We start from the raw sequence: 12,558 nt of genomic DNA on the forward strand, positions 1-12,558 counted from the left end.
CGGCCCTATGACCCGCTCCGGGGGCGTACACCGGTTGCTCCAACAGGAGGCAAACCATTTTATGTTCAAAAAAGTTCTGGTCGCCAATCGCGGTGAAATTGCCGTGCGCATCCTGCGCGCGTGTGAGGAGCGCGGATTGAAAACCGTCGCTGTCTATTCGGATGCCGACCGCAACGCCTTGCATGTGCGTTTCGCTGATGAGGCGTACCACATTGGCCCGGCGCCGTCGCGTGAGAGCTATCTACGCATTGACAAGCTCCTGGAAGTGGCGCACAAGGCCGGCGCCGAGGCCATTCATCCTGGCTACGGCTTTCTATCTGAAAATGCAGATTTCGCCGAAGCCTGTGAGGCTGAAGGCATCGCCTTCATCGGTCCGCCGGCCGCCGCCATCCGCGCGATGGGTGACAAGGTGGAGGCGCGGCGCAGCATGGTGGCGGCCGGGGTACCGGTGGTGCCGGGCACGCCGCACGGGTTGCGCGACGATGAAGCCCCGGGCGCCGCGGCGCAGATTGGCTTTCCCCTGCTCATCAAGGCGGCGGCCGGCGGCGGCGGCAAGGGCATGCGCGCGGTGCGCCGCGCCGAAGACCTGCTGAGTTCCCTGGATGCCGCACGCCGCGAGGCCAGGAACGCATTTGGCAACGACACCGTGTACATGGAAAAACTGGTGGAGAACGCCCGCCATATCGAGATTCAGATTCTGGCCGACCAACACGGCAACGTCATCCACCTGGGCGAACGTGAGTGCTCCATTCAGCGCCGTCACCAGAAGCTGATCGAAGAGGCGCCCTCGGTGGCGGTGAACGACGAATTACGCACGCGCATGGGGGCGATTGCCGTACGTGCCGCGCAGGCGGTCAAATACGTCAACGCCGGCACCTTCGAGTTCCTGCTCGATCACGATGGGCATTTCTATTTTCTGGAGATGAACACCCGCCTGCAGGTGGAACATCCGGTGACGGAGATGGTCACCGGCGTGGACATCGTCAAAGAGATGATTGCCATTGCCAGCGGCCGTAAGCTGCGCTGGAAGCAAGAGGACATTCGCCCGCGCGGCTGGGCCATCGAGTGCCGCGTCACCGCCGAGGACCCCTTCAACAACTTCATGCCGTCCGGCGGCCGCGTGGTCACACTGTCGGAACCAACGGGGCCAGGGGTACGCGTGGAAAGCGGCATCTACGAAGGCTTTGAGGTGTCGCTATACTACGACCCCATGATTGCCAAGTTGATTGTGTGGGGCGAGACACGACCCGAAGCGATTCTACGCATGCGCCGCGCGCTGCGTGAATATAAAATTGGCGGAATCAAGACCAGCATCCCATTCCATCAACAGATCATGGACAGCACGCGCTTCATGTGGGGGACGTTCGATACCACCTTCCTGGAGCAGCGCTTTGCCCTGCAAAGCACTGAGAAGCCGGAAAATAAAGAGATTGCCGCGATTATCGCCACGCTCCTCTTGCACGAAAGCGAACGCCGGGCCATCAGCGTCCGCCAGTCGGCCGACGCCGGCACCTCAATCTGGAAGCGTGCCAGCCGTTGGGGAGGGTTACGCGTATGAAGTATATTGCATCCGTCCAGAGTAAGGACTTCCTGGTTGAGATTGACCTGGACCACCACATCACGGTGGACGGCAAGCCGTTCGACGTTGATCTCAAGCGCATCGGCACCCTGCCGGTCTTTTCGCTGCTGCTCAACAAAGCCTCGCACGAAGTAGTGGCCGAGGAGTTGCAGGGCAACACCTACCGGATAATGATCGGCGGTGAAGTCCTGGAAGTACGGGTGGAGGATGAACGCTGGCGTCGCCTGAATCAAGCGCGTGATCTTCTCGCGGTGCAAGGCGGCGAGCTACAACTCAAGGCGCCCATCCCCGGCCTGGTGGTCAAGGTACTGGTCGCCGAAGACGAGGCCGTGCATGCCGGGCAGAGTCTTGTCATCCTGGAAGCCATGAAGATGGAAAACGACCTCAAGGCGCCGCGCGCGTCCATCATCGGCCAGGTCAAGGTCAAACCGGGCGATCGCGTGGATCAAGGGCAGGTGCTGCTGACACTGCATGGTGAGGCGTAGGGGCCTCATCGCGGCACCTTCTCAATTTGTAGGGGCGCACCCTTGCGGTCGCCCACACGGGCAGGCGCGAGGCCATGCCCCTACCCCGGATTCCCCCGGATGATTAAAAAGCGACAAACCATTTGCTACAGACCCCCGCCTATGCTATAATCTGAAACTGCGGTTGCGAGAGCATACGTCACTGGTGTTCCAGCGGTGCCCTGGCTTCACGCAAAGGGATTGCAAAAAAGGAGAGAAACTGTGTCACTGTCACGTGAAAACAAATCAGTCGTCATCCAGGAATACCACACGCACGAAACCGATACCGGTTCACCCGAAGTTCAGGTGGCCCTGCTGACCAAGCGCATCAATTCCCTGGTCGAGCATCTCAAGGCGCACGCGCATGACGAGAATTCGCGCCGCGGCCTGCTCAAACTGGTTGGCAAACGCCGTCGCCACCTTAACTATCTGAACCACATCAACAACGACCGTTACATGGCGTTGGTTGGTCGTCTCGGTTTGCGCAAGTAGGCTCACCGTTTTTACGGCGCCGCGGCAGGCGGTCTCCCGCCTCACCGTCGAAACGGATTATCACGCACCTCGGCCTGAGGAACAGGCATTGGGGAAAGCGGAGAACAGAGGTCTGTTCTCCGCTTTCCCCAGTTCCTGGCCTTTCGGTCCGACCCATAAATTTGGCGCTGGTCAATCCAGACGCCAGGCGCTGGTGTATCGCACGAGTTGATACACCTCACTGACTGCTGTTGCCCCCACCCTCCCCCACGATCAAAGGGGGACACACTCGTGCCTGTTGACCCAGGCATGAAAGGACCGAATATGATACAGAAGCATCGTTTTAGTGCCCGGCTGGGCAATCATGAGATTGCCATCGAGACCGGCACCCTGGCCCAACAGGCCGGTGGTGCAGTGACCATTCACATTGGCGACACCGTACTCCTGGCCACCGCCACCGGATCCAAAACCGTCCGTGCTGGCATTGACTTTTTCCCTTTGACCGTTGACTTCGAAGAGCGACTCTATGCCGCGGGCAAGATCCCCGGCAGCTTCTTCCGCCGTGAAGGGCGCCCCAGTGAGTCCGCCATCCTGCTCTGCCGCTTGGTAGATCGCCCGCTGCGCCCGCTCTTCCCCAAAGGTTGCCGCAACGAAGTTCAGGTCATTCTCACCGCCCTCTCCGCTGACCCAGACCACTACCTGGACACGCTGGCGATCATTGGCGCCTCAGCCGCGCTGATGATCTCCGACATTCCCTTCGGCGAGCCGGTCGGTGCTGTGCGCATCGGCTACGCAGATGGCGCATTCATCGTCAACCCCACGGCCACTGAAATGGCGAATAGCACCCTGGACTTGCGTGTCGCGGGCACCAAGGACGCCATCCTGATGGTGGAAGCCGGCGCCGACGAGATTCCTGAGGACACGATGGTGGAGGCGCTGCGCCTCGCACACGAGTCCATCCAGGATGTGATCCGTATGCAGATTGAAATGGCCGCGCAGGTGGGCAAGCCCAAGATGACGTTCAAGTCGTACCTGCCCAAATCCGAGACCGTTGAATCGGTCACTGAGCAAATCCAGAGCAAAATTGCCGAGGTGGTGACCAGTGGCATGGGTAAGAGCGAACGCAACGATGCGCTGGACATCCTGCGCAGCGAAGTGGTGGATGAAGAAGATACGATTGACGATACCCGCGAGCGCATCGCCGTCTTTGACAGTCTGGTCAAGAAGCAGGTGCGTGATCGCATTCTGAATGAGGGCATCCGCCCCGATGGCCGGCGCACCGCGGAAATCCGCCCGATCAGTTGCGCGGTGGGTGTTCTGCCGCGCACGCACGGCTGCGGCCTGTTCACCCGCGGCGAAACCCAAGTGCTCTCCATCGCCACGCTGGGCACGCCGCGCGAGGCGCAGACGCTGGACACCCTGATGCCGGAAGAATCGAAGCGCTACATGCACCACTACAACTTCCCGCCCTACTCCACCGGTGAAGTCTACCCGATGCGTGGCCCCAAGCGCCGCGAGATCGGGCACGGCGCCCTGGCCGAGCGCGCCCTGCAATCCATGATCCCGGCCGTGGACAAGTTCCCGTACACCCTGCGCGTGGTATCCGAAGTGCTGTCATCCAACGGCTCCACCTCGATGGCGTCTGTCTGTGGCAGCACCCTGGCGCTGATGGATGCCGGTGTGCCGATCGTGGCGCCGGTGGCCGGCATTGCCATGGGCCTCATCACCGAATCAAACAGCGACCGCTACGCGATCCTGTCGGACATCCAGGGCATGGAAGATCACCTGGGCGACATGGACTTCAAGGTCGCCGGCACCAAGGATGGCATCACGGCGCTGCAGATGGATATGAAGATCAAGGGCCTGCGCATGAGCATCATGGAAAAGGCGCTGGAACAGGCACGCGAGGGGCGTTTGTTCATCCTGGACAAGATGCTGGCTGTGATGCCCACCTCGCGACCGGACCTTTCGATGTTGGCCCCGCGCATCCTGACGATCCACGTTGACCCAGAAAAGATCGGCAAGATCATCGGCCCCGGCGGCAAGCAGATTCGGGCCTTGCAAGAGAAGTACGGCGTCAAGATTGACATCGAGGACGACGGCTCCGTCTACATTGCGGCCAGTGATGGCGCCAGTGCGCAAGCGGCCGTTCACGAAATCGAAGGGCTGACCGAGACGGTGGAAGTTGGCAAAACCTATGTGGGCACCGTGGTCCGCACCGAGAGTTACGGCGCCTTCGTCGAAATTCTGCCCGGTGTAGATGGCATGGTGCATATCTCGCAGTTGGCCGATTACCGCGCCCCGTCCGTCGAAGATGTCGTACGCATCGGCGACGAAGTCATGGTCATGGTCACCGATGTGGATGACCAGGGCAAGATTCGCCTCAGTCGCCAGGCCGTCCTCGAAGGCTGGACCGTGGACGAAGCCCGCTCGCGCGACCGTCGTTCACCCGGCGGCGACCGCGGCGGTGATCGCGGCGGCGACCGCGGCGGCTCACGCGGTGGTGACCGCGGCGGCTCACGCGGCGGTGATCGCGGCGGCCGACGCTAAGCAGCAATAGACAAGGGACCCGTTTTCTCGCAGAAAACGGATTTCTCATGACACAAGAGACCCGTTTTCTGACAGAAAACGGGTCTCTGCAATAGAACACACAACGACGATGACACACGCGATTGATGTGTGATTAGTTGCCCATGCGCCGTGGGACACAACCATAGATGAAAATGGTGCGCAAGCCGGCTGCTTGCCTCTGTGGGCGCTACAATCCGGAGGATTGCGTTACAGGGCTGTTTTCAGGTCAGCCCAGGCTCGGCGTCTTTGAGTGGATGACCGGCGTACCCGGGCTTGAAGTACCGCTGCCGTCCAATGGCACCGCCACGACCCCATCCTCGGTGCGCACCAGGCGGCGAATCTCGGTCGCCATGTCCACAAATAAGCGCCCGTTCAGATGGTCAATCTCGTGCTGAAAGGCACGGGCAAGCCAGTCTGCGGCCTTGATGCGCACTTCCTTACCGTCGCCGTCCAGGCCCTTGATGGTCAGCCACTGCGCGCGCCAGACATCGCCCACCAGGTTCGGAATAGAGAGACAGCCCTCCTCGCCCAGCACTTCGTCGCGTGAGGCTTTCACAATTTCTGGGTTGACCAGTGTATACAGCTTCCCGCTGCCGGGGATTTTCTCATCTTCGGGTATTTCAACCACGATGACCCGTTCGGGCACACCCACTTGGGGCGCCGCCAGGCCGATACCTGGCGCTGCGCGCATCGTTGCCACCATATCATCAATCAGGGTTTTCAGGCCGCTCCCAAACCGATTCACCTTATTGGCACGCTGGCGTAACACCGGCTGTCCAATTCTGACTATTTCACGAATCGCCATACCATCATCGTCTCCTAGAGATTCCCCGCGATTATAGCCAGTTCACACAGCGCTGTCAAACCTCTTTGCCACCTCCTTGCAGCAGGCAGGGGAGCCTGGGGACGAAGCCTCATTGGATCGGCGCGCGGCAAGTGTAGGCCCACTGCCTTTCTCAGGGCGACACGCAAAAATGGTCATATAGTACACTATTCCAGCTTGACGGTTTGTGTTATATCGTATACAGTTGCACCGCTTTGATTCGGTACACAGACTCGACCCGCCGAGCCGCATCGCAGCACGAAGGAGGAGAAAGGAGGAGAAAGGAGGAGAAAAGAGGGGAAAGGAGGAGAATCCAATCTTGCCCTCACATGATCGCCGGGACTCAATGTGTCACTCAATCCCGATGACGGCCCGCACCGTCAGGCTTGGGGCTTTTGCCCCACAGAATCGTTAGCTCAGCTTAGGAGAATCAACCACCTTATGAATAAACGCACCGTTCTCACTCTTGTTGCTCTGCTTGTCGTGGTCAGCCTGGCCGTGGTGGCCGTGCGGCCGTCAAACCCTGTCGCCAGTGTGGCTCCCCAGTTAGCCGCACCCGGTCTGGATGAGGGGACAACCCCCGATGCCGATGGCGTTCCTCTCCTCGATGTGGCCCCAACGTTCGACATTTCGGCTCCCATCGTGGGCGAAGCGGTCGCGGCCGTCTCGTTCGATGGTGATGTGCGCTCGCTGCCGCAGACTGGCCCTGAAACAAAGACCGTTCTTCGCGAGCTTGAGCTGCCGCGCAACCTGCGTGACGCCGTGACTGCGCCCGATCCGGTGGTGCAGAGCGCCGACGGCCCCCTGGCCATGCCGGCCGCTTCGGTCAGCTTCAAGGGCCTTTATCTGCAGGCCTGGGGCGCCGGTTGGCCGCCCGATACCCATGGCGACGTTGGCCCCAACCATTACGTGCAGGCCGTCAACACCTCGATCGGCATCTACAGCAAGACTGGAACGCAGTTAGCCGCCTTTACCTTCGACACCCTGTTCGCAGGCACCGGCACCCCGTGCGATGCCAACAACAGGGGCGACCCCTACGTGCTGTACGACGCGGTCTCTGGCCGTTGGATCGTAACCGATTTCGCCTGGTCATCCACCTCCGGGCCATTCTATGAGTGCATCGCCGTTTCCAAGACGGCCGATCCGGTCAGCGGCGGCTGGTGGTTCTACGGTTTTGTGGCCAGCAGTAACGCCCTGCATGATTATCCCAAACTCGGCGTCTGGGCCGACGGCATCTACATGTCGGCCAACATGTTCCTCAACGCCAGCAGCTTCAACGGCGTCAAGGTCTGGGCGTTCAACCGCGATGACCTGATCAGCGGCGCGCCGCTGCGCAACGTGGCCTTCTCGCTGGGCACCGCCTATGCCAGTTTGCTGCCGAGCAATGTGCGCGGCGCCATGCCGCCCGCCGGCGCGCCCGCCTACTTCGTTTCACGCACCAGCAGCGCGCTGCGTCTGTGGAAGTTCTCGGTCAACTGGGCCAATCAGGCCAGCTCCACCTTCACCGGGCCGACCTCCATCAGCGTCGCCAGCTATTCCACGCCAAGCGGCCGCGTGCCCCAGAAGAGCGGCGAGCGCCTGGACACCCTGGGCGACCGTCTGATGTCGGCCCTACAGTACCGCAACATTGGCGGCGTCGAATCGCTGTGGGTCAACCATACCGTGGCCGTCGGCTCAACCTCGACCGGTGTGCGCTGGTATGAAGTGCGCGGCATGAGCGGCACTCCTGCGGTCTATCAGCAGGGCACCTACGCCCCGGACACCAAGTATCGCTGGATGGGCAGCCTGGCCGTGGACAAGCAGGGAAACATGGCCGTGGGTTACAGTGTCTCCAACAAGCAGATGTTCCCGGCCATCAACTATGCGGGACGGTTGGTGGGCGATGCGTTGGGACAACTGGCGCAGGGTGAGGCGACGTTGATCGCGGGCACCGGCGCACAATCGGGCGGCTACAACCGCTGGGGCGACTACGCGTCCATGTCGGTGGATCCGAGTAACGACTGCACTTTCTGGTTCACCACTGAATACTACGAGACGACCGGCAACAACTGGCAGACCCGTATCGGCGCCTTCAAGTATCCCGGCTGCAACTAGCCAGCACCACGGCTCGGCCTGATCTTTCTGTCGGGCCATGACCACAAAAAGGACCCTGCCAGCTCTTGCTGGCAGGGTCTGTTTTTGGCAAGTTCCGGAGAGCGGCCTCACCTCATCCCCCGGCCCCTTCTCCTCTCCGCTGTGCGGAGAGGAGAAGGGGGGAAGGGGGGGAGAGGAGTAGGACGACGTTGGGCGCGGGAGAGCGTGATCTATTGCAGAGAGCGCCGTCACGCCGGAGACGTGACCTACGGCCGGGAGGTGCTATTTTCACATCAACTCTGCGACTTATGGCACGCCAGGCAAGATTCAGTGGTACGCCCCTGGTGGTTGGCCGGGAACGGCTTGAACCCACCCGCCGCGTGACAGACCAGGCACTGATCGCGTCGTCCTTCGAGCGAATGCGGAATCGCCGGCGGGGCAGCAGTGGCCGGCTCGCCTGGCTGAGCGTTGGCATCGGTGGCAGCCGACGCATGGCACTGCGTACACAACGAGCGCTCAAAATCGGCGTGATTCTCAGGGAACGGGCGCACCGCGGCCTTGAGGCCGTGGCACAACACACAATCGGTGCGCTCACCGACCGGGTGTGGCACCGGACGGGGTTGCCCAGACCCAGGCACCGCGGGCGGTTGCACCAACTGGCGCACAGCAGGAGCGTCCAGGCCAGCAAATTTCCACTCAGAGGCATGACAGGCGCTGTTGCTGCAAAAACTGCTGTTGTCGGCGCCGCCGGGATTCGTGACGTTGTGGCAGCCGGCGCAGCTCTCATCGAACACGAAACGGTGACGGGCGATCCAATTGGAGTCTTTGTGCGATGCGGGTTCGCCTGGCCTGTCCACGCTGAGCACTGGTGCGGTATCGTCGCCTGTCACCACTTCCGGGATCGAGTGGCACACGTTACATTCGAGGCGCACCGTCTGACCCTGCGGAGAGACGTGTTTGCCATCATGGCAGCGGAAACAGCCAGGAAATTCCAGGTGCCCGGCGTTGTCAGGATGGGTTTGCCAACCAACCTTCAGATTGGGAAAGACAGTCTGGCTGAAAATGCCTTTGACCGCAATGACGGCTTCCTGCACCTTCTGCGCATTGGCCGCGTAATAGGCGGGTTGATTGCTCCTGTACCACTCCTCGATTCCCTCAACCGCCTTCATGCCCGCGTCCAGGCTGGTGTAGTCCTGACTCAGAATCTGGCTACCCTGCCATTTGATGTAGGGGATGGTGCTGTCAACCTGACCGCGTGCCAGGGCAGCGTCCATGGCATCATTGGGCGAACGGAAGAGGTGCGAGATGCGGGTATGGCAGTCAATGCAATCCATGCGGTGCAACTGGCTTGCGACCTGCGTGCCAAAATCGGGCGGCAGGCCGGCTTCCACATCGAAGTACTCCGTCACCTTGCCATCTGGCGCGACCTCTTTGACATACGGAATCGTCTGTTTGAGGCGGTCATCGGTGTAATAGTAGACTTCGCTCTCGATGTGCCAATGAATACCGCGTCCAAGCCCCTCACGCTGCGAACCGCCGCCGGTCTTGATGACCATGTAGTTGCGCGTGTGTGTGTTCTGCTCATCACCGGCGTAGCGTTTGATCTCAATGAAAGTATCTGAGGAGAATTTATCGGGACTATGACACTGCTCGCAGGTGTCGCGCGCAGGGCGCAGACTCTTGACATAGATGGGTGGTTCATACGCCTGGGTCAGGGCGTTGATCACATGGCTCAACTCACGCGCCTTGCGGGGCACCGTGAGCAGGATCGAATCTTGTCCCAGGTGACAGTCCACGCACGCCACGCGTGCATGGGGTGAAGCCTGGTAGGCGAGGTATTCGGGGGGCATAGTGTGGCAGGTGGTGCCACAGAATTGGGCGCTGTTGGTGTACTCCCACGCGGTTGCGCTGACCGTGATGGTGGCCAGCACAATCAGGATAGTCAGCGACCCGCCAACAATCCACGGCCAGGGGCGACGCAGAGACCTGATCCAGGAAAAGAATCGTTTCATTGGTGTACCTGCCTGGCTGACAGAGGCAAAAACAGGAGCCAGGCGCCCAGTCAGAAACTGAACGCCCGGCTGCAACAACGATCAATAGGGGCAAACTAACGCAGAGGTTAGGGCCGGGTCATGCCGGTCATGTCTATCTTGACGCCGCCCGTGCCCAGATCTTCCAGTGCATCGTACAGAATCTGCGCGGCGTACTTGGGATTGTGGGCAAAGGCGCCCGGATCCTTCTGAACGTACTGGTAGTTGTAAGCCGCACGCAGCAGGCGCGGCGTCCAATCGGTGTAGGCCTTTTCGTCCTGGTCCGCCGCGCCGTTGCCGTTGGCATCTGCATAGAAGTAAGGATAGGCAGTCGAACTGTAGGCGATGGCGGTCTTGGCGACATCCTGCGCGTAGGTTTGCAGACCGACGAACAGCTTCTCTTCCAGGGTCGCAATCTCACCCGCGACGCCTTCCTTCGTATCCTGGTCGCCGTCGAAGTCGGCGGCGGTGGCGCGAATGTCCTGCGGCGACTTGACGCCGGCATGGCAGGTGACGCACTTGTCTAAGCTCAGTTCAAGCTCATGCGTCTGATGGCATCCCGTGCAGGTGTCGAGACCCGGTGCGTGGGTATTGCGGCCCGCGTACTCTTTGTCCGCGTACTGATACGCAACCTGCGCATCGTTGCCAAACAGCGTGGCGCCGGCTGCGAAGTAGTGTACGTTCAGGAAGCTCAGCTTCTTCTCCGGCACAACATCGTCCTCCAGTCCCTTGAGGCGGTTGTTGACCGCGACCGTGGACTGGCGACCCTGGTGGCACTCGATGCATAGATTCGCATCCACCGGCTTGAGGTTACCCTTCTCGTCCTTCTCCGTGCTGAAGGTGACGCTCTTGCCGCTGGGGAACGGCACGCTTGTCACCGCGCGCACCGAGAAGTCGGTCAGGTCATCGTGACAGGTGGTGCAGGCCAGGCCATTGGACGGCTCGGCCCCAACAACGCCCGATGTCACAATCGAACCGCTGCCGGTAACAGCCACGGTGCCGCCATTGGTCAGGAACTGGGGCAGGCCGGTGGCCGAGTGGCACTTGGCGCAGCCGGCCGGCACCATGCCCGCATCGTCCCAGTCTCGGAAGGCCATCGCTGTGCCGTCGAAATGACCGGCATCGTTGCGAGCAGCTTTCGAGAGGTCCAGCGGTGCAGCCAGCTTGGTGTTCAGGTCTGCGATCGAGTCGTGCAGGAGCTGGATGATGTACTTGGCATTGTGCGCGAATTTGCCTGGGTCCTTGCTCGCAACCTGGTAGTTGTACGCGGCCCGTAACAGGCGGGCGGTCCAGGTGGAATATGACTTCTCACCGGTGTCGAGCTTGCCGTTGGCGTTCGCATCGGCAAAGAAGTACGGATAAGTGACCGCATCGTAGCCGATGTCTTGCTTCGGGACCTCTTTGGCGTAGGTCGTGATGGCGACCAACAGCTTCTCCTGCAGACCGGCCGCCTCCGCCGACACCCCTTCTTTGGCATTGCCGTCGCCGTCATAGTCCATCAGTGAGCCGTTCATGCGGATATCGAGCAGATCGGTCACGGCCTTGACGTCCTTGTGGCAGGCGGTGCATTCCTCAACCTTGACTTCCAGGGTGTGCGAGTTGTGGCAACTGATGCAGGTGTCGTACCCTTCTACGTGGCGGAACTTGCCATCGTACAGCATGCCTTCATACTCGTAGCCGCCCTTGACCAGGGTGCCGTACTGAGTGGCCGCGGCCGCAAAGTAGTGAACATTGCGGAAGCCAAAGGTCTGGGTGACGCCCTTGCTATCCACGAACGGCTTGACGACCGCATCCATGTCCGTAATCTTGAACGTGTCGGTAATCAACTTGTCCACGCTGAGCTTGGACTCACGGCCCTGGTGACATTCCATGCAGCGGGACTCGTCACCCAGGTCCTGAATTTCAATGCCCGACGGGAAGGTGACGCTGGTCTTGGTGGCCGTCACGTCGTTGTGACAGGCCGCGCACTGAACGGTCGTCCCGATCGCGGCCGCCTTGTCAACCTTACCCGCGGCGCTGCCGTCGGCGCCCAGGAAGTCGAGGTAACCAGGGGTGCTATGGCACTTGGCACAACTGGCCGGAACCTCGGCTGGGGTGGCGGCATCCCAATGGACGAATGCCTCGGCTGTTTTGTCATTATGCGGTGAACCGGTCCAGGCCGCTTCGAATGGCACTTCGACGGCTGGCTTCGCTTCAGGGCAGGGCGCGGGTGCGGGGCAAGCCGCGCAGGTGGGACATGGCACCGGCGTCGGCGCCGGCGCCGCGGTGGGCGGCGGGGGCGTTCCCTGGCACGCAACCAGCAGAAAAACGATGGTTGCGAGCACGAGAACACCAAACAATCCATCTCTTACCTTCATAAGGACCTTCATAAGGAACCCTTCCTTTCCAGCGAGCAATCTTTCCCTGACAACAGCGTCAAGGATTTCCGGAGATGGCTGAGGCTCCTCGTCGGTCGGCCAATCAAGCACGGCGGAGGGCTGTCTTGACTTCCGTCGCACGGCGAGAGGG

8 protein-coding genes are annotated in these 12,558 nt (G+C 60.9%); 5 read left to right on the top strand and 3 right to left on the bottom strand.

The genetic code is table 11. The features are described from left to right. Positions 1-61 precede the first annotated feature (61 nt). From accC to IPF85_RS02780, 4 genes are all read left to right on the top strand, one after another. Positions 62-1,558, top strand: a complete 1,497-nt coding sequence (accC, locus tag IPF85_RS02765) for an acetyl-CoA carboxylase biotin carboxylase subunit (RefSeq protein WP_343406537.1) — start codon at positions 62-64, stop codon at positions 1,556-1,558. Further along, positions 1,555-2,064, top strand: a complete 510-nt coding sequence (locus IPF85_RS02770; protein WP_343406538.1) for a biotin/lipoyl-containing protein — start codon at positions 1,555-1,557, stop codon at positions 2,062-2,064. Before accC ends, IPF85_RS02770 begins: the two co-directional genes overlap by 4 nt. A 240-nt stretch (positions 2,065-2,304) precedes the next feature. Then, positions 2,305-2,574 carry a 30S ribosomal protein S15 gene (gene rpsO, locus IPF85_RS02775; protein ID WP_343406539.1) on the top strand — a complete coding sequence of 90 codons (270 nt, stop codon included), beginning with the start codon at positions 2,305-2,307 and terminating at the stop codon, positions 2,572-2,574. A gap of 303 nt (positions 2,575-2,877) precedes the next feature. Beyond that, on the top strand, positions 2,878-5,103 hold the full coding sequence (locus tag IPF85_RS02780) for a polyribonucleotide nucleotidyltransferase (protein WP_343406540.1): 2,226 nt from the start codon (positions 2,878-2,880) through the stop codon (positions 5,101-5,103). Positions 5,104-5,350: 247 nt separating this feature from the next. On the opposite strand, the gene def is transcribed toward IPF85_RS02780, so the two are convergent. Further along, a complete protein-coding gene (def, locus tag IPF85_RS02785) occupies positions 5,351-5,929 on the bottom strand; it encodes a peptide deformylase (RefSeq protein WP_343406541.1) in 579 nt (192 codons plus the stop codon). Positions 5,930-6,388: 459 nt separating this feature from the next. Between def and IPF85_RS02790 the strand changes: the two genes are divergently transcribed. Further along, a complete protein-coding gene (locus IPF85_RS02790) occupies positions 6,389-8,041 on the top strand; it encodes a hypothetical protein (RefSeq protein ID WP_343406542.1) in 1,653 nt (550 codons plus the stop codon). A 272-nt stretch (positions 8,042-8,313) separates the two neighbouring features. On the opposite strand, the gene IPF85_RS02795 is transcribed toward IPF85_RS02790, so the two are convergent. Together IPF85_RS02795 and IPF85_RS02800 are read right to left on the bottom strand one after the other, a co-directional pair. Further along, on the bottom strand, positions 8,314-10,032 hold the full coding sequence (locus tag IPF85_RS02795; RefSeq protein WP_343406543.1) for a NapC/NirT family cytochrome c: 1,719 nt from the start codon (positions 10,030-10,032) through the stop codon (positions 8,314-8,316). Positions 10,033-10,139: 107 nt separating this feature from the next. Then, positions 10,140-12,407, bottom strand: coding sequence for a hypothetical protein (locus tag IPF85_RS02800; protein WP_343406544.1), 2,268 nt, complete (start codon positions 12,405-12,407; stop codon positions 10,140-10,142). Between the last annotated feature and the right edge of the window lie 151 nt (positions 12,408-12,558).

It is taken from the genome of Candidatus Amarolinea dominans, from assembly GCF_016704685.1.
Taxonomy (GTDB): domain Bacteria; phylum Chloroflexota; class Anaerolineae; order SSC4; family Amarolineaceae; genus Amarolinea; species Amarolinea dominans.

Excerpts from the sequence above, each read along its gene's own strand:
- accC (WP_343406537.1), top strand. The coding sequence starts at position 62 with ATGTTCAAAAAAGTTCTGGTCGCCAATCGCGGTGAAATTGCCGTGCGC.
- IPF85_RS02770 (WP_343406538.1), top strand. The coding sequence starts at position 1,555 with ATGAAGTATATTGCATCCGTCCAGAGTAAGGACTTCCTGGTTGAGATT.
- IPF85_RS02780 (WP_343406540.1), top strand. The coding sequence starts at position 2,878 with ATGATACAGAAGCATCGTTTTAGTGCCCGGCTGGGCAATCATGAGATT.
- def (WP_343406541.1), bottom strand. The coding sequence starts at position 5,929 with ATGGCGATTCGTGAAATAGTCAGAATTGGACAGCCGGTGTTACGCCAG.
- IPF85_RS02790 (WP_343406542.1), top strand. The coding sequence starts at position 6,389 with ATGAATAAACGCACCGTTCTCACTCTTGTTGCTCTGCTTGTCGTGGTC.
- IPF85_RS02795 (WP_343406543.1), bottom strand. The coding sequence starts at position 10,032 with ATGAAACGATTCTTTTCCTGGATCAGGTCTCTGCGTCGCCCCTGGCCG.
- IPF85_RS02800 (WP_343406544.1), bottom strand. The coding sequence starts at position 12,407 with ATGAAGGTAAGAGATGGATTGTTTGGTGTTCTCGTGCTCGCAACCATC.